Source organism: Streptomyces sp. DH37 (genome assembly GCF_029813835.1).
Classification (GTDB): domain Bacteria; phylum Actinomycetota; class Actinomycetes; order Streptomycetales; family Streptomycetaceae; genus Streptomyces.
On the sequence record NZ_JARVKV010000017.1, the window covers coordinates 58,706 to 79,228 of the forward strand.

Genomic DNA, 20,523 nt, shown 5'->3' on the forward strand with positions numbered 1-20,523 from the left:
GGTGGCAGGCTAACCGCTCCGGGACGAGCCGGTCCACGCGGTTCCAGCCGGTGTCCGGCGGCCGTCCCGCCGCGGCCCCGGGCGACGGCCGTGCGCGTCCGGAGCGCGGCCGTAACCGAGACCGAAGGGACTGTTCCGGGGTCCGCCGGCGTCTTCGCAGGACCGCGTTCCGAAACGACCGGTAGGTGCTGCGGCTCACGGCGTTGCTGACGGCGGGTCTGGGGCGGTCGGCGGGGCGGGATCGGCCGTGGACGGCCCGGTGCGGACAACGGCCTGGTCCCCTCGCGGACCGAACAGGTGCAGGATCTCCACGCTGCTCGTGTCCGCAGGGCCGAACCAGTGGGGCTCGGTGGTGTCGAACTCGGCCACTTCGCCGGGCCGCAGCGTGAAGTCCCGCTCCCCGAGGATGAGGCGTAGCCGACCGGCGAGGACGTAGAGCCATTCGTAGCCCTCGTGGGTGACCGGTTCCGGCCGGCGGGGTGCCAGTACCTGCTTGAAGACCTGCACCCGGCCCGGGTACTGCGTCAGGGGCACGAGGACGCTGCCGCGCCCCCTGTGCACGGGCCGGAGGTGCACCCGGGGGTCACCGCTGGCCGGCGCCGCCACCAGTTGGTCGAGTGCGACGCGGTGCGCCCGCGCCAGCGGGATGAGCAGGTCCAGGGTCGGGCGCCGCTTGCCCGATTCCACCCGGGACAGTGTGCTGACGGAGATCCCGGTCGTGGCTGCGAGTGCCTCGAGCGTGAGGTCCCGTTCCCGGCGCAGCCTGCGCAACCGGGGCCCGATGCCGCCGAGAATCCGCTCCAGCTCCGCGTCCTCTGATGCTGTGTTCACGGACCCAGTTTTGCAGTGTTCGCAAAATCGATGGGCTGTGGCCGTCGTCCGGCCCGACCCTTGCCGGGCAGTGTTCCCGGACGTGAGAGGTGGACCTTGACCGCGACGACTCACCCTGTTCGACCCACGCTGAGTGCGCGCAGGCGCTGGACGGTACTGGCCGTCTGCTGCCTGAGCATGTTCCTGGTGGGCCTGGACACCACCATCGTCAATGTGGGCCTGCCGGCCATCGGGCGCGGCCTGGACGTCGATACGCGCGGTCTCGAATGGATCGTGGACGCCTACACCCTCGTCCTGGCCAGTCTCCTGATCTCCTCCGGCGCACTGGCGGATCGCTTCGGACGCCGCCGGGTGTTCCAGTGCGGGCTGGCCGTGTTCGGCGCGGCCTCGCTGGTCTGCGCGCTCGCCCCGTCGGCGGGCGTACTCGTCGCGGCCCGCGCCCTGCAGGGCGTCGGCGCCTCGATGCTCAGCCCGGTGGCGCTCGCGATCGTGGTGAACGCGATGCCGGACCCGAAGGAGCGGGCGCAGGCCATCGGCATCTGGGCGTCGGTGTTCGGGCTGAGCATGGCCGCCGGTCCCCTCACGGGCGGCGCGCTGCTCGAGGGGCTCGGCTGGCGGGCGCTGTTCTGGATCAATGCACCGGTCATCGCGGCCGCTCTGCTGCTCAGCGCGGTGTTCGTGCCGGAGTCCCGGGCACAGCGGGCCCGGCGGCTCGACCTGCCCGGCCAGGTCCTGCTGACCATGGTCCTCGCGGTCGCGGTCGGCGTCCTGATCGAAGGGCCGCACATCGGCTGGACGTCGCCCGCGGCACTGGCGGGATACGCATGGGCTGCCGTGGCGACGGCCGGATTCGTGTGGGTCGAGTTCCGCCGGCGTGAGCCGCTGGTGGATCCGCGGCTCTTCGGACGCCCGGTCTTCAGCGGTGCCGTCGTGGGCGCGGTGGCGGTCTTCGTCGCCCTGAACACGACGCTACTGCTGAACACCTTCTACCTGCAGCACGCCCGTGAATGGACGCCGCTGGCCGCCGGCGTGGCGACCTTGCCCCTGGCCGTCGGAGCGACCGTCTGCGCCCCCTGGTCCGGTCGCATGGTCGGCCGCACGGGACCGCGGCTGCCGCTGCTCCTCGCCGGCGGCTTCATCACGGCCGGCGGGCTCTGCCTGGTCCGGCTCACCCCGCACACGAGCGTGCTCCTGCTTCTGACCGCGTACTCGCTCATCGGCATCGGGTTCGGCTTCGCCAACGCCCCGATCACCAACACCGCGGTCAACGGACTGCCGCCCGCCCGTGCCGGCGTGGCCGGGGCGATCACCTCCACCGCACGGCAACTTGGCTCCGCCGTCGGCATCGCTCTCGCCGGCGGTCTGGTCACGGCCACCGACCCGACGGGGCTCGCACTCGCGTCCCGCCCGGGCTGGATCCTGGTCGCCGCCTGTGGCGTACTGCTCCTCCTCGTCGCCCGCGTGTCACGGCCGAAGGGGGCCGCCGCGGGCCCCGCCTCCCGCAGGCGCGGTGAGCTGCGCGCCTCACTGCAACGCACCGTTGTCCGCTGAAGGGCGCCGCCGTCTCATGGCCTCCTATGGCCGGATGCACTGGCCACAGGCGTTGCCGACACGAAGTGCGGAACTCCGCGGCGTGCGCGGCATGTGTTTGAGCGCGTGGGGCGAGGTTCGGGTGGGAAGCCCGTTGCGCCTACTGGTTCCTGTCCGCTGCGGTACCGGAAGCGCGCGCGTCGTCCCTGTCGAGGCCGCGCGCCTGGTCGATGAGGCCGGTGGATCCGGCCTCCGGCAGGACGCCGGCCCGCCGGCCCGGAAATCGATGCTTGCGAAGTCGTATCCGAAGACGGCCTCATCGAGGTCGCCGAGGTCGTCCGCGGTCGGCTCGATGGTGCTCATGAGCGCTGCTCCCGTACGTGATCGGGGGTACCGGGTTGCGCTCGGGGCGCTGTGCGGCCGTCGGGCACACCGTGAGGTCGCGATGTGCCCGACGGCCGTCTGCCGTGCGGGCGGTGTCGTGCTCCGTCCGCGTCGTGCCCCGTCCGCACGGAGTTCCCCCGAGGTCAGCGAGCGGCGACGCTCCCCGCGACCCCGGCCTCCGGGGCCGCCCCGGCGCCGGGCTGGAGGGGTGCGGTGTTCTCCGGGCCGCGCAGGGCGACGTGGAGGAGCAGTGCGGCCATGACGGCGACGCCGATCCACATGGCCTGCTGCCAGCCGTCGACGAAGGACTGCTGTGCGGCGTGGATCAGGCCCCGGGAGTGGCTGCCGGCGGTGGGTGCGACCTCGATGGCGTTGGCGACGCCCTCGCGGGCGGTGTCCGCGGCCCCGTCGGGGATGCGCATGCCCTCGAGCCTGCCGTCGACGGCACTGCGGTAGCCGTTCGCCAGGAGCGCGCCGAGCGTGGCGACACCGAGAGCGGTGCCGAACTCGCGGGTGACGTCGTTGAGCGCGGAGGCGACGCCCTGCCTGGCGCGGGGCAGTGAGCTGGTGATGGCCTCGGTGGAGGGCGTCATCGACAGACCCATGCCGGTGCCCATGGCGAGCATGCCGGCCAGGATGGACGGGTAGCCGCCGTCGACGGACACGAACAGCGCCATCAGCGCCAGACCGAGGGTGGCCAGGGCGACGCCCACGGTCATGGTGGAGCGGGCGCCGACCTTGGCGGCCATCCTCGGGGCCAGGCCGGAGGCCGCCATCATCATGACGGCCATCGGCATCATCGCCGCCGTGGACAGCAGCCCCGACCAGCCCAGCACCGCCTGGAAGAACGGGAAGAGGACGACGGCGATGCCGGCCTGGACGCCGAAGACGACCAGCAGGGTGATCGAACCGGAGGCCAGGCCGCGCTCGCGGAAGAGGCGTACGTCCAACAGAAAAGCGTCGCGGCGGCGCAGTTCCCAGGCCACGAAGGTGATGACGGCGACGACGCCGACGGCCAGGCTGATCAGGGTGACGGGGGCGGTCCAGCCGCGCTCGGGGCCTTCCTGCAGGACGAAGATGAGGCCGATCACGGCGATGGCGGAGACCAGCGCACCGATGGTGTCGAAGGAACGGGTGGAGCGTTCGCGGGAGTTGGGCACCGACTTCAGAGCCATCGCCAGCGCGACGGCGACCAGGACCACGGGCAGCGCGAACAGCCAGCGCCAGTCGGCGACGTCGACCAGCAGGGCGGAGAGGAACATGCCCAGGACGCCGCCGCCTCCGGCGACACCGGTCCACACGCCGATCGCCTTGCCGCGCTCCTCCTCGGGGAAGGTGGAGGTGATGACGGCGAGAGTGATCGGCATGATCATCGCGGCGCCGATACCGGCGGCCACGCGCGCGGCGATCATCACTCCGGCCGACGGAGCGAGTCCCGCGACGACGCCGGCGGCGCCGAAGACGATCAGTCCGGTGATCAGCACGGGCTTGCGGCCCAGACGGTCGCCGATCGCGCCGAGCGGCAGCAGCAGCGCGGCCAGGGCGAGGGCGTAGACATTGATGATCCACAGAACGGTGGTCTGCGAGGCGCCGAACTCGACGGCCATGTGGGTCTGGGCGACGTTCAGCCCGGACACCGATGCGATGACGGCCATCAACGCGATCGAGACGGTGATCAGGATCGCGCGCAGCCGACGCGCATCCGGCGTTCCCGCGCCGCCGGCCGACGCGGCCGCCGGCTGGGGGGACTGGTTGGCACTCATGGTTTCCTTCCCGAAGGGGCATGCGGAACCAGCGCCGGGACGGGACCGGTCGCCAGGTCGGTGAGACAGGGGCTCGCTCACCGCGCGGACCGCTGGACGGCGGTCCGCGCGGCTCTTCAGCAGCGGGGCTTACACGTCAGCCGGTGGCCTTCCGCGCGGCGGCGAGCGCGGCGTCGGTGTCCGCGGCGGCCGGCACGGCGTTGATGTGGGAGCCGGCCAGGGCGCCGGCCGCAGCGGAGGCGCCGACCTGGGCGGTGAGGTCGGTGGCGTTGCCGGCCACCCACACGCCGGGGACCCCGGTGGCGCCGGCCATGGCGGAGGCGATCCGACGGCCCATGTTGTCGGGCAGGTCTTCCACCGGCAGCCTCAGGCCCTCCAAGCCCTCGGTACGGGCCCGCATCCGTGTGGCCACGGCCAGGATCCGCCGCCCCACGAACGTGCCGTCGGTCAGGCGGACGCCTGCGAGGGCGCCCTGCTCGGTGACGACCTCCCTGACGTCGGTCTCGATGACGCGGATGGCGCGGGCGGCGAAGCGGGCGCGGGTCCCGGAGTCCAGGCCGGTGCCGCGAGTGAAGTAGACGAGGTCATCCGTCAGCTGGCGGAACAGCCAGGCGTGGTGGACGGAGGCGGGGCCGGTGGCGAGGATGCCGATGGGCTCGTCGCGCACCTCGTAGCCGTGGCAGTAGGGGCAGGGCACCACGCTGTGGCCCCAGTGCTCGGCCAGGCCGGGCACCTCGGGCAGCACGTCGCGCAGGCCGGTGGCCACCAGCACCCGGCGCGCCGTCAGCGTGCGGCCGTCGGTCAGGGTGACGGTGAACCGCGGATCACCCTCCGCCGAGGGGGCGGCGGGTCCGGCCGTGGCCACTTCCCCGAGGACGATTCGGCCGCCGTACTCACGGACCTGCCGGCGTCCGCGCCTGAGGATCTCGGGCGGCGAGGTACCGTCCAGGACGATGAAGCCGTGCACGGCGGCGGCGGGGGCGTTGCGCGGGGTGCCGCTGTCGATCACGACGACCGAGCGGCGCGAGCGGGCCGGCACCAGCGCGCCGTTCAGCCCCGCGGCGCCGCCGCCGATCACCACCGCGTCCACGGTCTCGGTGGGCAGTGCGTCGCTCTCGTAGCGGGAAGTCCGCGCAGACATGTCGCGCCCTTTCGTCGTACCCGGCCCCGTGCTGGGCCGTCTGTGCCCGACGCTAAACCCGCGTTGCATCGAGGGCATACCATGTTGCCTATGACGCAAGAAGACGGGCAGCTGGACAGCCTCGTACGCAAACGGATCCGCGCGCTGCGCGTCGCACAGGGCTGGTCGCTGGAGGAGCTGGCCGGGCGCGCCAACCTCAGCCAGTCCTCACTGAGCCGTATCGAGAACGGTCGGCGCCGCCTCGCCCTGGACCAGCTGGTCACCCTCGCCCGCGCACTGGACACCACCTTGGACCAGCTCGTGGAGAACGCCGCCGACGACGTCGTCATCAGCCCGATGATCGACGGCGCGCACGGCCTGATGCGCTGGCCCGTAAAGGGCGATCCCGGTATGAGCGTAATGCGCCAGCGGATGACCGACCCGCCGCCCGACAACCCGGCCCGCATGCGCGCCCACCCCGGCCGCGAATGGCTGGTGGTGCTGTCCGGCACCGCCGTCCTCATGCTCGGCCACCGGCGCTTTCGCATCGAAACCAACCAGGCCGCGGAGTTCCCCACGATGATGCCGCACGCCATCGGCGCCGAGGGCGGGCCCTGCGAGATCATGGGCATCTTCGACCGCGACGCCCGCCGCGGCCACCAGAAGGACGCCGGCGCCGACGGCTCCGAAGCCGACCGCGGAGGCACCCGGGGCCCCCGCGAATAGCGGGCCGCGGCCACGCCGGAGGCCCACGGCGCGGTGGGTGGTATTGCGCGGCGGGCAGCACATCAAGCCACTCTCTTGCGCATCCCGCAAGTACTCGTGCGGCAGGAGCATGGTCGGCTTACGGTGACGCCATGGCCCAAACGCATCAGCACACCCCCCGCCACGGCGACAACGGTCACCACCCCGACCACGGCGGTCAGGCGGAGATCCTCGATCTGGACGCCGAGGTGCTCGCCGAGCACACAGCGTCCATCACCGCCTGGCTGCCGCTGAAGAGCGAGCCGCGCCGGATCGTGGATCTGGGCTGCGGCACCGGCGCGGGGACCTTCGCGCTCCTCGACCGCTTCCCCGACGCGCACGTCACCGCCGTCGACACCTCGGCCGGGCACCTCCGACTCCTGCGCGAGAAGGCATGCGCCCGCGGCGTCGAGGAGCGCGTACGGACCGTGCAGGCCGACCTCGACACCAACCACTGGCCCGACCTCGGCACGCCGGATCTGGTGTGGGCCTCGGCCTCGATGCACCACATGGCCAACCCCGACCGCACCCTGCGGAGGGTACGCGAACTGCTCGCCCCCGGCGGCCTGTTCGCCGTCGTCGAGCTCGCGGGATTCCCCCGCTTCCTGCCCGCCCACGCCCCGGAGAACCGGCCCGGCCTCGAAGAGCGCGCACATGCCGCGGCCGACAGCTTCCACGCCGAGCACGTTCCGCACCGCGGCGCCGACTGGGGCCCGATGCTGACAGCCGCCGGCTTCACCGTCGAGGACGAGCGCACCATCACCATCGGCATCGAAGGTGAGCGCAGCGAAGCGATCGGCCGCTACGCCTACGGCAGCCTGCAGCGCATCCGCGGCGTCGCCGCACCCGCCCTCGGCCCCGAGGACCTCGCCGCACTCGACGAGCTCCTGGACACCGACAGCCCGAACGGCCTGTTGCGCCGCGAGGATCTCGCCGTACGCACCGAGCGCACCGTCTGGGCCGCCCGCCGCGCCTGACACCCGGCGCAGCCCACGGTTGCCTGCCGAGCCAGCCCCGGCACCCAATCGCCCGCCCCATACACAACCACCGCCCGCGCAGGGCCACGCGCTCCGCTGGCTGAGCAACCCCACGCCCGCGCACGTCCGCAACCACGTCCGCGCACGCCCGCACAGCGCCATCGCCGCGACCCCACAGCGCGGCGGAGGGGAAAGGAGCATTCAGGACCGCACCGCAGATCGCACCCCGCTCGACGAGCGGGCACACGCGCGCCCCTGTTCCGGCAATGCCGAACGCACCGATGCCCTGGTCGGCCTCCCGCACACCTACAACCACCACCGGTGCCGTACCGCGCTCGACGGGCAGCCGCCCATCGGTCGCGCCAGCAACCCCGCGGGTCGGCACACCGAGCGGTCCAGGCCGACGCCCACCTATACGCCCCCGTCCTCACCGCATGATCGACGCGAGGCCGAACCACAGCTCGACCCGCCTGCTCACGGCCTTCCGCAACACGCTCCGGTCCGGTCCGGGTCCCAGGCGGTCAGGACGACCTCGGCCACACGTAGAGGCTGCCGCTGACTGACACATCGGACGTCCCGCCCCCGTCCATGTGCTCGATCACAGCCATGGCGACAGCGCCCCGGTCGGTGACGGAGCACAGCGCCGCGCCTTCGGCGAAGCCCCGTTCCTCACGCTCCTCGGTCTCGAAGAGCGCAAGGGCGCCGAAGCCGGTCTCGGCTGCGGCCTCGCACGACTCGAACGACTTCGGCATGCCGGCCCGGAGGAGCCCCACGCGGGTGCCGGGCAGCGCCCGCAGCATGTGGTCACCTATGCCGGTGCACGTGTCGGGCCAGTACAGAAGCTCGGCCCCACCGGGGTCCCTGACCGCGCCGCCGTCCTCCGGCTCTGCCCGGCTCCGCCCGTCGTCGAGGTCCACGAGCTGCTGCTCGTGCTGCCCGCAGGGCGCGGGCGCGAGCCCCCACATCGCCTTCTGCACCTGCGCGTACCCCGCGGGTGCTCGGAAGTCCACCTCCGGCGAGGCCGACGCGGTCGGACCCCGGTCGGTGACGAAGTCGCCTCCGGTGACGGGGCCGGGCTCGGCGGAGTGGAGAGGGCGGGCTGAGGGCTGTCGGCAACCGGAAGCGGGGCAGGCGCCGCGACGGGATCGGGGTCTCCGCTGACGACCACGGTCACCGCGATGCCGACCAGCGGAATCGCGATCCCGCCCACCCACCAGGTCCACCGGGGAGGCTCCGTACGCGGGGGGAAGGGGAGGGCTCGGCGGCGGTGGTGGCGTACTCGGTGCTTCGGGCTCCGGATGTACGCATGTCCCCCTCCGCGCGCTCGTCTTGACGGCCCGCCACAGCGTAACGATCGCCCCGCGGCCGGGGCGCCGGACTTTCCCGAACCGGGGGCCGCGGCAACCCGGCCGCACGAGCACACGGGATCACCTCACGCATGGCCGGCGTCGGCAGTCGGACCGAGGCGGCGCCGGCCGTCCCGTGGAAGACGCGGGCCCGCCCGTCACAGCGCGTGGCCACGGCCCGGAAGTGCTTCGGGCGGTTGATCGTGCGCTCGGCGGTGGACGGGGTGCGGGGCCCGTCTCACCGCCTCAGCCCGGGCGGGCTGACGGCCCCGCCCGGCGCTCGCGCCCTGGCCGGGATCGGCCTGCCTCCGTCCCCATGGCCTCACCAGGCCGTCGTTTTCCGGCCGTGCTCAAGGACCGGCCGACAGGCGGACGTCGGAAGTCTCGGGTGTGCTCGGTGTTCGGGAGGCCGGGGGTTCGGTGTGCTGTGGCTCCGGGGGCCGGAGCGCGAGCGGCAGGGGGAGGGAGTGCACGACGTGGAGGCGGGAGACCGCCCGGGTGAGCGCTACGTACAGGCGGTTCATGCCGCGGGGCTCGGCCTGGACGATGGCCGAGGGCTCGACCACCACGACATGGTCGTACTCCAGCCCCTTGGCGGTGGAGGCCGGCACCACGGTGAGGCGGGCTCCAGGGGTGTCCGGTCCGGACGCCGGGAGCCCGGCCGCGATGAGAGCGCGACGGAGTTCCTGCGCTTCGGTGTCGGCTGCGATGACGCCGATGGAGCCCGCGTGCTCCATCGCTGTGTTCACCGCCGCGACCGTCGCGGCGGTCGTGTCGTGGGTCGCCTCGATGCCCGCCACTCCGTCGCGGCGCAGGGACCGGGCGGGCGGTACGTCCGCGTCGAGGTGCTCCAGGAGGCGGTTGGCGAGTTCGGCGACGGCGCCGGGGACGCGGAATCCTGTGGTGAGCGGGGTGACGACGGCGTCCGGCTTCCCCAGGTGGGAGAGGAACTGCGGCCAGTCGCGCGCGGCCCAGGGGGTGGTGCCCTGGGCGAGGTCCCCGAGGACGGTGACCGACCCGAAAGATGAACGGCGGGCGACGGCGCGGCACTGCATGGGGGACAGGTCCTGCGCTTCGTCGATCACCACATGCCCGTAACCGGCGGGGCGCTCGGTCAGACCGGCGAGTTCGTCGAGGAGTACGAGATCGGCCGCCGACCAGCGCGCCGATCTGTGGGAGCGCGGTGGCCTGGGCCACAGGAGGGCCTTCTGCTCGTCCGCGTCGAGGACGCCTTCGGCCGTGGCGGCCAGGGTGTCCGGATGGGTGAGCAGGCCGGCGAGGGTCTCCTCGGGGTGCACGGTGGGCCAGAGGGCGTTGAGCAGGGCGGTGACCGGGCGGGCCCGGGAGATCCTCTGTACCCAGGTGTCGGTGCGGGGGCCGGCGCGGCGCTCGGCCTGCTGCTGAACGGCGCGGACGATGCGGGTGCGGACGCGTTCGCGCCCCACGGCATAAGGGGGCTCCTCGGTGCGCACGTCGCGGACGATCCGCTGCAGTTCGTCGGCGGGCACACGCCAGCGGTAGGAACCGTCCGGCAGGACGAGCGACTGCGTCGCCTCCGCGCTCACCCGCGCATAGAGCGCGCGGCGCAGGACCTCCGCCATGCGGGCGTCGTGCTTGACGACCGCCGCGGCGTCGCTGTCCTGCGCCGTGACCGGGTGGCGGGCGATCTCGTCCTCGAGGGTGGACTGCCGCACGCCGGTCTCGCCGAGCGCAGGCAGGACTTGGGAGATGTAGGAGAGGAAAGCGCGGTTGGGGCCGAGGATCAGCATCCCGCCGCGCCGGACACGTTGCGGATAGGTGTAGAGGAGGTAGGCGGCGCGGTGCAGTCCGACCGCGGTCTTGCCCGTGCCCGGGGCGCCCTGGACGCAGAGGGACGTGGCGAGGTCCTCACGTACGAGGTCGTCCTGCTCGGGCCGGATGGTGGCGGCGATGTCGCGCATGGGGCCGATGCGGGGGCGCTCGATCTCATCGGCGACGATGCTGCTTTCCCGCGCCTCGCCCTCGCCGAGGTGCTCGTCCTCCAGGCCGGTCAGGTCGGCCGAGTCACCACGGCCGGCAGGCGACCAGCCGAAGCGGCGCCGGACGGCGACGCCGTGGGGGTTGCGGGCGCTCGCCTGGTAGAAGGCGCGCGCCACCGGCGCGCGCCAGTCGACCACCAGCGGTGGGGCGGACGGATCGTGGGCGATGCGCACGCGCCCGATGTGGTACTCCTGCCCGGCGTGGTCGCCGGCGGCCCGGGGGTCCTCGGCGAAGTCGAGGCGCCCGAAGAACAGCGGGCCCTCGGGCAGTTCCCGGAGTTCCTTGGCCTGGCTGCGCAACCGGTAGCCGAGCACTTCGGCGTCGGCGCCGGATGCGGAGGCGTCCTCCCCGACGGCCACTTGTTCCCGCGCGCCGTCGACCATGGCCTTCAGCGCTGCTCGGCACGAGTCGTGGTGGGCGCGTTCCCGGGCCAGGGCGTCACTGAGTGCGGAGTCGGAGCGTGGCATCCCCCAACAATAAAGCAACCGGGTAACATTTTTTACCCGGTTGCTTTCGAAGGCCGGGCAAGGTGCGGCAGTCCGGCCTCGAGTTGCGCGAACGCCGACCGGGCCACTGCCACGGCCTCGGGGTAGAACGCGTCCGCGCTGCGACCGACGGTCATGTGGCGCCAGTTCTCCTGCGCGAGGACGCGCTGGACGGCAACGATCTGCCCGGCGGCCAGACGCGCCCGGACGACACCGCCGGCTTCACTGCCGAGGACATCGGCCAGGGCGGCCTCGTTCCGTTCCACATGAGCGTGCAGGCGCGCCACCAGCGACGGCGTCCCGTACAGCAGCCGGTGGAAGGCGAGCACCTCGGCCTCATCGTTCAGGCCGGTCACCGGGTCACGCCGGGCGAGCCCGTCCAGGAAGTGGCGTCGCAGCGCCTCCAGCGGAGAGCACCCGGCCGGGCGGTGTGCGACCACCCTGCCGGCCTCCCCCTCGTGGTCGGCCAGCCGGTGCAGGACCAGGTCCTCCTTGGTGGGGAAGTACCGGAAGAGCGTCGGCTTGGAGATGTCGACGGCTGCCGCGACATCAGCGACGGTCACCTGCTCATAGCCCTTCTCCAGGAAGAGCCCGATGGCCGTATCCGACAACCGCTGGTACATCTGCCGCTTCTTGCGCTCGCGCAGCCCGCCCACGTCGTCCATGCCTGGAAGCGTACGCAGCGACCAGCCGTGCGTTAGCCACGCCTTCCCGGCCCCGCCGCCCCCTCAGCCCTCCCGGCCCTGAACCCCCTCTCCCCACCGGCGCCCCGACGGCCGGCCCCCGTCACCCCTGACCCGCCGCCCTCCCACCGCCCCGCGGCGGGAGGCGGAAGATCGAAGCTGAGGCCCAGCGCGCCGGCTGGTGCCGCATCAGGCTGTGTTCGTCCCGGCCTTGCCGGTCGAGTGCCAGGGGCGCATGGGACGCGTAGCCTCGCGGGGTGCACCCCCTTCCGAGCTTTGAGAATCCCCCCGCGCTGCCTCACCAGGCGGTGGCCGAGACGCTGGAGCGGGCTCTGCGCGACCGCTCGGCGGAAGGCGCGGCGGCCTGCGCCCTGGTCGGGAGCGCGCTGAACGACGACGACGGTGAGTTCGTCGAGCACTGGTGCGTGCAGGTCGGGACACGGGCCGCGCCGGGCAGTCCGCTGCCAGGACTGGCCGGCCTGTGCCTCGGCCACCTTGCCCGGCGCTTCGGACGTCTCGGCGGTGAGGCCCTCGCACTGGCGCAGTCGCTGGCCGCACGCGCGGAGGCGGACCCGTCGGACGTGGACGGCAGGGCCCTCGACGGCCATGACGATGTCCGGAGCTTTCTGCGGCTGCGGTGAGGCCACCTGCCACGCGGCCGGTCGGGCGGCCTGTGGCTTCGGTCCCCTCCCGCGGCCTGCCGGCCGGCCCGGCAGTCGTCTTCGGCGCCACCGCCCGGCATCCGGTCGCCGATGCCGGCACCACCGCGTTCAGCCGGCTCTCGGCGGTGTTCCTCCTCGTCCTCGCGGTGCTGCCGCTGCTCGGCCCGACGGCGCTCGGTCACCTGGCAGGCGACACGCCGACGGGCACGTCACCACGGGCGACGCCGACCCGAAGCCCGCACCCGGCTGCGCCGGGCGGTCGACGGCGTCCGCACCGATCACGACCGGCTGCGCGGCCTGCCGGCCCGCAAGGGCATCGCCGATCCGCGGTGGATGGCCCTGCACGGGTCCCTGCCCACCGACCCGCCGCCCGGCCGACGACCTCCTGACCGAACCCCCACACCCCCGGGGACGGCACCACCGGACGCACCGCCTGCCACTTCCACACCCGCACCAGGACCGGACGGGCCCGCCGACTGCGCCGCGCCGCCCCCGGGGCATGGGTGGAGCTGTCCGCCGGCGACGCCGAACGGCTCGGTGTGGCAGAGGGCGACCTGGTGCGCGTGGAGCCCCCCGGGGAGCCATGGAAGCCCCGGCGCGGATCGGCCGCGGTCGCGACGGGGTCGTGTTCGCGCCCTTCCACTACGGCTACTGGGACCAGCCCGGCACCGACGGCGCCGCACCTGACGGGCACCCGCGCGCGGCGAACGAGCTGACGATCACCGAATGGGACCCGGTGTCCAAGCAGCCGCTGTTCAAAGTGGGCGCGGTCCGGGTCACCAGGATCTCCGGCGCCACCGGCCCCTCGCCCACTCCCACCACCACGGCCTCCGCGCCGGCGGACCCGGACGGGATCCCCGCGACCGCCGGTGGCCCGGACGCCGAGGTCGTGGAGCAGGTGAACGCCGCCGCACCCGTTCCACGGCAGCCTTCCGCACGGCCGAGGACCGTACCGGGCGTGCGCCTCGGAGGCACCTCGCCTCGGGCCCGGAGTTCCGAGTCCACGCAGGACCGGGAGGGGGCGGTGGGGAGTGGTCCTTGCACGTGTGGGTCACGGCAGCACACCCGCGCCGCGCCTCACCATCACGCCCCCGATCGCCGGCGATGCGCACCTGGTGCGGCGTAGGGCGCTGGGAGAGCCGGTGGTCGTGCCGGCTGCGAGCCCCGCCCGGTGTGTGGAAGCCGCAGCGCAATGGCGCTGCGGGCCGTGCCGCCGAATCGCCGCGGCATCCGGCCGGTGACCGCCGTGACCGGCCCGCCGCGCTCCCGGCCGGTCCGGCCGGCAGTGCCATCGCCGCTCGGCGGGCGTCCCCTCGTACGCGTGGCGCCGACCACGCGTGGCGCCGACCACGCGTGGCGCCGGCCCGGGGCTTCCGCCTCGGTGGGCTCCGGGGCCGGCAGGCGCACGACCTGGGCGTGCGGGGAACGTATGGGCGGAGACCGGGCGTCGCCCGCCCGACGGGCCGGGCGCGGGGTCGTCACCCGTCGCCCGCCCCGCGCGGGACCGGGCTCAGGCGCCGGTGTGGAGGTAGGCCGCCCAGCGGGTCGGGGAGGCCCGGTAGGCGTCGCGAACGGCTCGGACGGCGGTGTTCAGTGCCTCGGCGGAGGCGGCGGTGTCCGGGGGCCGGGTGCCCCGCGCCGTGAGGGCCGCGTAGACCTCGCCGGCCATCCCGGGGGTGTCCGGCGCCCGCCAGAGGGTGCCGATCACAGAGCGGAAGCCCGCCAGTTGGAAGGCCGCCGCCAGGTGCATCGGTTCGTCCGGGAGGCCGGGGTGCGGCTCGGCCGTACTGCACGCGGACAGGAACGCCAGGGCGCCGTGGTCCAGCTCGGTTTCCTGGATCTGCGCGGCGGTCAGCGTCTCGCCCGAGAACAGGTGCAGGCCGCCGCCGCGCAGGATCGCCATCGCCGCGTCATTGTCCCCGTGGCAGGCGAAGTGGACCACGGCGTGCTCGCGCAGGGCCTCCTCGACCGCCGCCAGATCGGCCTCCTCGTCGATCAGCGCCCGGGACCCGGGAATCGCGGCGAGGACGACCGCCACCTCCTTCTCCGCTTGCGGCAACGGCGGCAGGTGGGGGGTCCGCCGCGCCGCCACGACCAGGGCGCCCGTGCTCCGTGCGGTGGCGGGCGCCGGGCGCGGGGCGTCCCTCAGGGAGTGGGCCAGTGCCGCGAGCGTCGGGGTGTAGGAGGAGATCACCCGATCGATGACGGTGGGCGGCGGGTCCACGGGGCCGTGCGGGCCCGTCCGGATGTGGTGGCCGGCGGCGTGCAGCGGCAGGCGCACCACGGGGCCGACCGGACACCACCACAGCCTCGGTCTCGGGGCGCCGGGGCGGGCGGTGTCGGGCAGCCTCGACAGCACAGGGCCGGCGACCTCGTCCCACAGCCACTCCAGGACGGCGTGCAGTTCCGACTGGGCCTTCGCCCGCCGGTCGTGGTCGACCCTCACGTCGGTGGCGTCGCGCACGGCCGCCTCCATGAGCGCGCTTTGCCGCTCCACCGCGCCCCGGGTCAGGCCCGGCAGCGGGATGTGCACGATGTCCCGCCCGGGGTCGGCCGGAACGAGCAGGGCGTCGCCGCGGTCCCGGTGCGCCAGGACGAGGACGACGGGTGAGCCGGCGATCCGGCGGCGCAGGTCGGCCAGGGCCGGTGGTCGCACCGCCTCCGCGAACTCGGGTGTGCCGGCGAAGCGTTCGAGGATGGCCTCGCGTTCGGCGGCGAGCCTGCGGGTCCCGGCGGCCGCGCGGGAACGCGGGTCGTACGACGTCTCGCTCTTCGTCACCACGCGGCCGGAGGCCCGCCGCACCTGGGACTTGACCTCCACCGCGGTGATGTTGGCGAAGAAGTCCGCCTCGGCCAGGCCCGCGTCGATCTCCTCCAGCCGCCGTGCGGCCCCGGGGTCGACCGTGCGCAGCAGCGCGCGCAGCCGCCAGCCTGTCATGGCCTGCGCGTAGAGGATGGCGCGGCCCTGCTCCAGCAGCTCCACCGCGCGTTCGGGCCGACCGCTGTCGATCGCGGCGACCGCCGCCTGCGCGGCCAGTCCGGGCGCCTGCCGGGCGGTGCCCTTGCGGACCGGTCCGGACAGGGAACGCCGGGCGATGCGGGGGATCTCCGCCAGGACGTCCTCCAGCGCTTGCAGCGCGAGGTGCGGGTCGCCGTCGGCCAGGGCGAGCCGCGCGCGCTTCTTCTGCGCCTCCTGCCTCTCCCGGGTCGGCAACCCGTCGTCCGCGACGGCGACCTCCCACGCGGCCAGTGCCTCGGCGCGGAGGGCGGCGGCCTCCGGTTCCTCCTCGGTCAGGTCGTACAGGGCGGTGCAGGGACGGGCGAGCAGTATGTGGCGTTCGGTGCGGAACACATCGTGCGCGGGAGTGAGCCGCACGGCCTCCCGGGCCAGGGCGACGGCCTCGACGAGACTGCGGCGGTCCCCGGTCTCCCGGTGGCGAAGGTGCAGCACCTGGCTGATGGAACTGAGGAACCGGGCGTGGTCCGGGTGGTCGTCGGGCAGCATGGCCCGGCCCGTCCGGTAGAGCCGCTCGGCCTCGTCCAGCCGCGCGACGGCCCCCTCGCCCTCGCCCTTCCACCGCAGCACGGACGTGGCGAGGTTGAAGAGCAGCTCGTGCTTGTTCGGGTGGTCCGCGGGCAGCGCGTCCGCCGCCGCGCGGGCCACGGCGACGGCCTCCTCGCCCAGTGCGACGTCGTCCGACGCCTCCGCCAGCTGATTGAGTACACCGGCCAGGGTCGACATGCGGAACGGACGGAAGGGTGCGTCCCCGGGCGTCAGTTCCAGGGCGCGCCGTTGCAGGTCCACCGACTCCGGCAGCAGTGTCTCGTCCACCAGTACGTTGGCCGCGTCGATCAGGAGTGCCGCCAGCCCGTCCAGCCGCGAGGGCGTGTCCGGCTCGTCCGGGGGGAGTTCGGCCGCCGCCCGCCGGACGAACCCCACCGCCTCCTCGGCGAGGGCCTCGTCGGGCACGGGCGAGGCGGTGGCCGCCAGCCGCACGGTCGACCGGGCGAGGGCCGCCAGGGCCCGTCCGGCCAGGCGGTGTCCGGGCGGCGCGGCGTCCACCGCCCGGACGGCCCGGGCTCGGGCCCGCTCCAGCGACGCGTCCGGTCCGCCGCTCTCCCAGTACAGGACCTCCATCTCGGCGGCCAGCACCAGTGCGCCCGGCCGGTCCTCGTCGTCCGCCGGTACCGCGTCGAGGAGGGCTTGCGCGGCCTGCCGGCGGTCCGCCGGCGCGGCTGAGGGGTCGTCGGCGGTGCGCCACCACGCGAACAGTCGCGCCGGGTCGGTGCGGGCGGCCCGGCCGCCGCCCCCGTCCAGCAGGGCGTCGACGGCCGCGTCGCCCAGCAGCGGCCGGGCCCGCCGCTGGATGTCGGCCAGCCACCGCCGGTGCTCCGGGGCCCGGCGGTCCCGCGCGTCCGTGGCGCGGTCCAGGTCGCGGGCCGCCGCCACCGCGTCGGCGAGGGCCGTCTGCGGCCCGCCGGCCTCGTACCACCTGACGAGGGTGGCGACCAGCTCCCGCTGGGGGTGCAGGTGCACGGGGGTCAGCCGGGCCGCCGCCTCCGCCGCCCGGCGCAGGTCCCCCACCGCCCGCTCCAGCCCGGACGGGTCGGCGTCGGGGTCGTACAGGGCGGCGGCGCAGCGTGCTTTCAGCAGCAGCCGGTCGGCCAGGTGCGGATCGTCGGGCACGACCCGCCGGGCGGTCCGCTCGGCCGCCTCGGCGGCACACCGCTCGCCCTCCTGGAGGTACGAGCGGTGGGCGCCCAGCTCGCCGACGGCCAGCATCAGCCGGGCGCGGTCGGTGAACAGCGCGGCCCTCTCCCGCGCCGACGCGGCACCGTCCCGCAGCAGACGCGTCTGGAGATCCAGCACGGTGTCGAGCGCGGAGAAGTCCCGGGCCTCTTCGAACCGCTCCGTCAGGAACAGGAGTTGGTCGATCAGGGCCGCGCCGAGGGTGACCGGCTCCGCCTCGCCCGTGGCGCGGCGCCGCGCCCCCCGGCGCGCCCACCTTCCGCGCCGGCCCCCCTGCCCCACCCGGGCGTGCAGGGTCTCGGGCAGTGGCGGCAGGCCCGGTGGTACGGCGTCCAGCGTGCCCGCGAGGTGCAGCGCGGCACGGTACTCGGGCAGGCCGGCCACGCCGGGCAGGTGCAGATAGCGGTACCAGCGCACCAGCACCAGCCGAGCGGTGGTGACCGGGTCGGCGCCGGGCGCCGGGGGCAGCTCGGCGGGAGGCAGCGGCGGCAGGTCCCTGCTGTCGCCGGTGCGCGCGTACCGCGCCAGATCCGGACCGAGTACCGCGTCGTCCACGACACCACCCCCACCTCCCACAACGTCCGCAGGGCCCCTCCGGTTCCGCGCCGTCCCGGGCCGACCACCGTCCGTGACGGGTAGGTTGGTGCCGACCGGCGTGACCGTACGGGCCGGAGGGGAGTGGAGGCGCGTGATGGACGAGGTTGCGGAGCGGCTGGCGCGACTGTGTGCCCAGGCCGGCGACGACGGACTGCGCGAGCGGGCCGAGCGCTTCGGGGCGGGCGCGGAACTGGACCGGCTGTGCCAGGCGGTGCGGTCCGGCGTACACGGCCCCTCGGTCGCCGCCGATCTGGACGCGCTGGACGACGCGTTCGCCCGCCACGGCATCGACGGACTCACGCTCGGGGACCGCGGTTTCGAGCCGCTGCGGGGCGGTCGGTCGCACCCCGTGGTGACCGTGTGGGCCTGTCCGGCGGGTGTTGCCTGTTCCCGGCTGGAGCCCCAGGAACAGCAGGGCGGGCGCGGTCGTGGGCGGGCCGAACCGCCGCGCTGCGGACTGGCGCAAGCGCCCCTGGTGTCGAGGAAGTTCCGGCTGTGAGCACCGTTCTGACCGAACTGGGCAAGCAGTTGGCGGGCCGCTGGGCCGCCCTGCTGCTCCTGCCCGGCGCCTTCTACGTGTGCGCCGGGACGGTGGCCGTCCTGCTCGGCCACTCCCACGCGCTCGACCCCGGGGCGCTGACCGCCTGGCTGGACCAGGTGGCGGTCACCCCGGCCAGCGGCCGGTTCGGCACGGTGCTGATCGCCGCGGCGGCGTTCACCGCTGTCGCCGCCGCGGCGGGTCTGGCCGCCTCGGCCACCGCCCAGGCGGTGGAGTGGGTCTGGTGGTCCTCGGGCGAGGAGCCGGTGCTGCGCCGGCTCGCCGCCCGCCGGGCGCGGCGCTGGGAGCGGGCCGAGCAGGAGGTGGAGGCCGCGCTGCGGGCGTTCACCGCCTCCGGCGCGGCTCCGCGCGAGGCCGCGCGGCTGCGGGCGGCGATCCTCCGGAGGGACGCGATATGCCCCGAGCCGGCCGCACGGCCGACGTGGATCGGCGACCGCCTGTACGCGGTCGACCAGCGGGTGCACGACAGCTACCACCTCGATCTGACGGCCGCGTGGCCGAGACTGTGGCTGATGATCCCGGACGGTGCCCGCGCCGAACTCGCCGCGGCACGGGCGGGCTGCGCCGCTGCCGCCCGCCTCGCCGCGTGGGGCCTGCTGTATCTGCCGCTCGCCGTGCTGTGGTGGCCGGCGGCCGTACTCGCCGCCGGGATCCTGCTGACCGCCCGCCACCGCGCGCGCGGAGCCGTCGGCGCGCAGGCGGACCTGATCGAGGCCGCGGTCGACCTGTACGGCCGGGAGATGGTGCTCCTCCTGGGCGTCGACTGTCCGGGACGCCTCACCCGCACCGCGGGCGACGAGGCGAACACCCTGCTGCGCAAGGACCGTACGGACCGCTCACGCCTCGAAGGGTGACGGGGCGGGACGGCGGTCGAGGCCGATGACCGTGGACACGATGACGTGCGGCGCCTGAGCGAACACCACCGAGAAGCCGTCCCGGCGGCCGGTGAGCCGGCGGCGCGGGCCGGGTGCGCCCCGCACGGACACGGGAGTGTGGGCGGTGGAGCGCAGCAGGCGGTCGTGGCGGGCCCGGTCGCGTGCGGACATCCGCCGGCGGTCGACCGTCAGCGACGGCGGGTCGCTGAGCCGCGGCCAGTGTTCGTGGTGGACGAAGACCCGTACCCGCAGGCGTCCCTGGCCCAGCGCGTGCTCCGCCTCGCGCAGGTGCTCGCCGAGCGCCCCGACGGCGTCGGCGACGCGGTCGGAGGTCTCCCGCAGGTCGAGGCCGGGGTCGTAGGGGGCCTGCCGGTTCCGAGGCCCGACCACCCGGCATCCGATCCCCAGGTCGTCGTCGTTCAACTCGTTGCCGTCGGCGAGGTCCGTCCGGCCGCCGCGGTGGGCGCCCAGCGTCAGGTCGGCGCCGTACCGGCTCGCGGTCATCGCCACGGGGAAGAGTCCCGTGTAGCGCAGCAGGCGGGCGCAGCCGAGGAGCACCGCCGAGACCGACCGGCCCGTGGCGGTGTCCATGAGCCGGGCCGCCTCCCGCTGCCGGCCGATTCGGTCCAGCACGTGGGCGTAGTCCCGGCGGACCGCGCGGGTGCCCGCGTCGTCGGGTCCGAAGGTCTCCTCGCAGGCGGCGAGCAGCCCCGGGTACTCCCGGGCGGCGGCGGCCAGGTCGCCCCGCCGGACCAGCACGACGAGCGCGTTGTTGGCCGCGTTCAGGGTCAGCGGGTGAGCGGGGCCGAACAGCGCGGTGCGACCGTTGCGCACGGTGCCCAGCAGGCCCAGAGCCTCGTCCCAGCGGCCCTGGTCCCGCAGGACCAGGGCGAGGTTGTTGAGGCAGACGAGGGAGAACGGGTGGGTACCGCCGTACCGCCGGGCCAGTCCCTCGAACGCGAGGTGGTACTGCTCCTCCGCCTCGGTGAGCCGACCGGCGTGGTGCAGCGCTCCCGCGAGGTCGTGCCGGGCGACGGCGGTTTGCAGCGCGAGCGCACCGTGCTGTGCCTCGAGACGCCCGACACGCTCCCACAGATCGGTCACCGGACCCCTGGACACCGGCCGCTCCTCCTCCCCCCGGCCTGCGGGACGACGCGGCCGCGGATCCCCGGACGCGTTTCCCCGGCCGGAAGCACGC

General features: G+C 74.5%; 16 protein-coding genes and 2 pseudogenes. 9 read left to right on the forward strand and 9 right to left on the reverse strand.

Features of this window, described 5'->3' with window-relative positions; translation table 11 throughout:
- Positions 1-195: 195 nt before the first annotated feature.
- Positions 196-831: a helix-turn-helix domain-containing protein gene (locus QC029_RS11815; protein WP_279555541.1), complete on the reverse strand. Its 636-nt coding sequence runs from the start codon at positions 829-831 to the stop codon at positions 196-198.
- A gap of 96 nt (positions 832-927) precedes the next feature.
- Between QC029_RS11815 and QC029_RS11820 the strand changes: the two genes are divergently transcribed.
- On the forward strand, positions 928-2,382 hold the full coding sequence (locus tag QC029_RS11820; protein WP_279555542.1) for an MFS transporter: 1,455 nt from the start codon (positions 928-930) through the stop codon (positions 2,380-2,382).
- A gap of 506 nt (positions 2,383-2,888) precedes the next feature.
- Here QC029_RS11820 and QC029_RS11825 read toward each other — a convergent pair.
- Together QC029_RS11825 and QC029_RS11830 are read right to left on the reverse strand one after the other, a co-directional pair.
- Positions 2,889-4,508: a DHA2 family efflux MFS transporter permease subunit gene (locus QC029_RS11825; protein ID WP_279555543.1), complete on the reverse strand. Its 1,620-nt coding sequence runs from the start codon at positions 4,506-4,508 to the stop codon at positions 2,889-2,891.
- Positions 4,509-4,644: 136 nt separating this feature from the next.
- Positions 4,645-5,649, reverse strand: a complete 1,005-nt coding sequence (locus tag QC029_RS11830; protein WP_279555544.1) for an NAD(P)/FAD-dependent oxidoreductase — start codon at positions 5,647-5,649, stop codon at positions 4,645-4,647.
- 90 nt (positions 5,650-5,739) lie between these two features.
- On the opposite strand from QC029_RS11830, the gene QC029_RS11835 reads away from it, so the two are divergent.
- From QC029_RS11835 to QC029_RS11845, 3 genes and pseudogenes are all read left to right on the forward strand, one after another.
- Positions 5,740-6,354: an XRE family transcriptional regulator gene (locus QC029_RS11835; RefSeq protein ID WP_279555545.1), complete on the forward strand. Its 615-nt coding sequence runs from the start codon at positions 5,740-5,742 to the stop codon at positions 6,352-6,354.
- A gap of 131 nt (positions 6,355-6,485) precedes the next feature.
- The gene (locus tag QC029_RS11840) at positions 6,486-7,349 is read left to right on the forward strand and encodes a trans-aconitate 2-methyltransferase (RefSeq protein ID WP_279555546.1); all 864 of its coding nucleotides are present in this window, start codon (positions 6,486-6,488) and stop codon (positions 7,347-7,349) included.
- A 217-nt stretch (positions 7,350-7,566) separates the two neighbouring features.
- A pseudogene (locus QC029_RS11845) lies at positions 7,567-7,734 on the forward strand (IS481 family transposase); the annotation flags it as partial.
- Between the two features lie 136 nt (positions 7,735-7,870).
- Here the strand turns inward: QC029_RS11845 and QC029_RS11850 are convergent.
- The 4 genes and pseudogenes from QC029_RS11850 to QC029_RS11865 all read right to left on the reverse strand — a co-directional run bounded on the left by QC029_RS11850 (position 7,871) and on the right by QC029_RS11865 (position 11,864).
- Entirely contained in the window at positions 7,871-8,326 is a 456-nt protein-coding gene (locus tag QC029_RS11850) for a hypothetical protein (RefSeq protein WP_279555547.1), read from the reverse strand.
- Positions 8,327-8,801: 475 nt separating this feature from the next.
- Positions 8,802-8,906, reverse strand: a pseudogene (locus QC029_RS11855) (IS5/IS1182 family transposase); the annotation flags it as partial.
- A gap of 139 nt (positions 8,907-9,045) precedes the next feature.
- Entirely contained in the window at positions 9,046-11,181 is a 2,136-nt protein-coding gene (locus tag QC029_RS11860; RefSeq protein WP_279555548.1) for an ATP-binding domain-containing protein, read from the reverse strand.
- 32 nt (positions 11,182-11,213) lie between these two features.
- Complete coding sequence (locus QC029_RS11865; RefSeq protein ID WP_279555549.1) at positions 11,214-11,864, reverse strand: TetR/AcrR family transcriptional regulator; 651 nt, start codon at positions 11,862-11,864, stop codon at positions 11,214-11,216.
- Between the two features lie 275 nt (positions 11,865-12,139).
- Between QC029_RS11865 and QC029_RS11870 the strand changes: the two genes are divergently transcribed.
- From QC029_RS11870 to QC029_RS11880, 3 genes are all read left to right on the forward strand, one after another.
- Entirely contained in the window at positions 12,140-12,523 is a 384-nt protein-coding gene (locus QC029_RS11870; protein WP_279555550.1) for a hypothetical protein, read from the forward strand.
- A gap of 497 nt (positions 12,524-13,020) precedes the next feature.
- Positions 13,021-13,260 (forward strand): hypothetical protein, encoded by a 240-nt coding sequence (locus QC029_RS11875; RefSeq protein WP_279555565.1) that lies wholly within the window; start codon positions 13,021-13,023, stop codon positions 13,258-13,260.
- Positions 13,170-13,670, forward strand: a complete 501-nt coding sequence (locus QC029_RS11880; protein WP_279555566.1) for a hypothetical protein — start codon at positions 13,170-13,172, stop codon at positions 13,668-13,670. The genes QC029_RS11875 and QC029_RS11880 overlap by 91 nt, the downstream gene beginning before the upstream one ends.
- A gap of 384 nt (positions 13,671-14,054) precedes the next feature.
- Here the strand turns inward: QC029_RS11880 and QC029_RS11885 are convergent, their stop codons facing one another.
- Positions 14,055-17,849 (reverse strand): CHAT domain-containing protein, encoded by a 3,795-nt coding sequence (locus QC029_RS11885; RefSeq protein ID WP_279555551.1) that lies wholly within the window; start codon positions 17,847-17,849, stop codon positions 14,055-14,057.
- A 136-nt stretch (positions 17,850-17,985) separates the two neighbouring features.
- Between QC029_RS11885 and QC029_RS11890 the strand changes: the two genes are divergently transcribed.
- Positions 17,986-18,390, forward strand: coding sequence for a hypothetical protein (locus tag QC029_RS11890; RefSeq protein WP_279555552.1), 405 nt, complete (start codon positions 17,986-17,988; stop codon positions 18,388-18,390).
- Positions 18,387-19,304 carry a hypothetical protein gene (locus QC029_RS11895; protein WP_279555553.1) on the forward strand — a complete coding sequence of 306 codons (918 nt, stop codon included), beginning with the start codon at positions 18,387-18,389 and terminating at the stop codon, positions 19,302-19,304. The genes QC029_RS11890 and QC029_RS11895 overlap by 4 nt, the downstream gene beginning before the upstream one ends.
- On the opposite strand, the gene QC029_RS11900 is transcribed toward QC029_RS11895, so the two are convergent.
- Positions 19,287-20,444: a tetratricopeptide repeat protein gene (locus QC029_RS11900; protein WP_279555554.1), complete on the reverse strand. Its 1,158-nt coding sequence runs from the start codon at positions 20,442-20,444 to the stop codon at positions 19,287-19,289. The two genes, QC029_RS11895 and QC029_RS11900, sit on opposite strands and share 18 nt — an antisense overlap.
- Positions 20,445-20,523 lie beyond the last annotated feature (79 nt).